Raw genomic sequence first — 1,752 nt, 5'->3', positions numbered from 1 at the left:
TGACAAAGCATTCCTGTATCCCCTTAAATTTGGGCTTTGAAATTTAACGAGCACCTCCTTATGATAAATGGTGTCCACGACGACAACCAATCATCTATAAGGAAGGTGCTCTTACTATGAAGTTTAAACAATCGGCCCAACAAAATCAACGCATTGAACGTATTACCTCTCATCATCTTATCGTTGGTATCGACATCGCCAAGTTCACTCATGTCGCTCGTGCCACGGACTACCGCGGCATCGAACGCGGAACCTATCTTTCCTTTTCCAATGATCAGAAAGGGTTTGAAAAGCTGTTTCAGTGGATGCAGGCGCTCCAGTTTCAATTTCACAAAACCGATGTTATTTTCGGTGTGGAGCCTACCGGTCACTATTGGTTCAATTTGGCGCTCTGGCTTCAAGAAAAGCAGCTCGAACTCGTTCTCGTCAACCCTTTTCAAGTGAAACGCAATAAAGAAAACCGGGACAACTCCCCTACGAAAAATGACATCAAGGATGCCTTAGTGATTGCCGACATGGTCAAGAATGGTTACTACAGCGACCTCTACCTTCACACCGGACCGTTTCAGGCGCTTCGGCAACTGGTCAACACGAGAGACTACCTTTCCAAACAAGCCTCCAGTGTCGTCAACCAAATCTACCGCTGGACGGACATCTACTTCCCTGAGTTCCAGCAGGTCTTTAAAGACATCACTTCAAAGACCGCTCTGGCAACGTTAGCCGAGTTTGCTCACCCTTCGGATCTTTGCGCCTTATCGGTTCAAGAGGTCATTTTAGGGTGGAAGAAGCGTTTAAAACGTGCCGGCAGCCACAAAGTAGCTGTTGCTCTCCTCTACGCGGCACAACGAACGGTAGGCAGCCCAGAGTCGGTCGAAGAGGCTAAACTGAGTCTATCGATGCTTTTACAGCAACTACAGTTATTTCACGACCAAATGGAGCTACTAAAGGAGAAGATAAATCAAATCCTTCAAACCATTCCCACCACGAAGAACTTGCGATCGATTAAAGGGATCCATGACATTACCTTGGCTGCGTTATACAGTGAAGCCGGTGATTTTAGCCGCTTTGCCCACGGTAACCAATTACTTCGATTAGCTGGCTTACATCTGTCGGAGAACAGCTCAGGCCTCTACAAAGGCCAAGTGAAAATCACGAAGCGAGGGCGGCCTGGACTGCGAAAAATCCTCTTTATCGCCGTGTTTCAGATGGTCTCCATTAATCCGGAATTTCGGGCGCTGCATCAGCATAACAAACGGGTGAAACACATGACTGGCATGAAGTCGATCATGAAGCTGTGCGGGAAGCTCGCCCGCATGCTTGTAGCGATGTCCAAGAACGGTTCCGACTATGATAGTTGCATGGTAAACTCTGTAGCCTAAGACCGAAAGTATCCACTTGCCAACTGGCTCATTCGCAGGATTCATCATGAAGCATGAGTACCGTTACGACCGCCTAAAGGGCTCAGACCCGTGGACAAAGCACTGACGGACTCCATCTCCTTGATAGGTGTAACGAAGGAATGTAAGGGCATCGACCCGTTGAGACATGGGAGGGTAAACCACAAGGTTAAGGATGGAGCATGCAAATAAAGGGATTTAATGGGAATTATCTTGTGTCCCCTTATTTGGTTATGCCCGGACCGCCACCTCAACCCCCACCTGCTCTGCTTCGTTACTGCATTTGTATTCATAACGAATGAAATCCTGCGAATTAGCGAGCTAGAGTAAGAAAACTGAATCATAAGGAGGGAGG

The 1,752-nt window shown here is 47.7% G+C and carries 1 protein-coding gene; it reads left to right on the top strand.

What is annotated here, in order from left to right; all coding sequences use genetic code 11:
• Window positions 1–116: 116 nt before the first annotated feature.
• On the top strand, window positions 117–1,379 hold the full coding sequence (locus K1558_RS32580) for an IS110 family RNA-guided transposase (protein ID WP_238656279.1): 1,263 nt from the start codon (window positions 117–119) through the stop codon (window positions 1,377–1,379).
• Window positions 1,380–1,752 lie beyond the last annotated feature (373 nt).

The sequence above is a fragment of the Paenibacillus piscarius genome, assembly GCF_022234545.1.
GTDB classification, from domain to species: domain Bacteria; phylum Bacillota; class Bacilli; order Paenibacillales; family Paenibacillaceae; genus Paenibacillus_AQ; species Paenibacillus_AQ piscarius.
The sequence above is the reverse complement of the archived record's forward strand: the minus strand, read 5'-3'. Positions and strand labels throughout refer to the sequence as shown.

Excerpts from the sequence above, each read along its gene's own strand:
- K1558_RS32580 (WP_238656279.1), top strand. The coding sequence starts at position 117 with ATGAAGTTTAAACAATCGGCCCAACAAAATCAACGCATTGAACGTATT.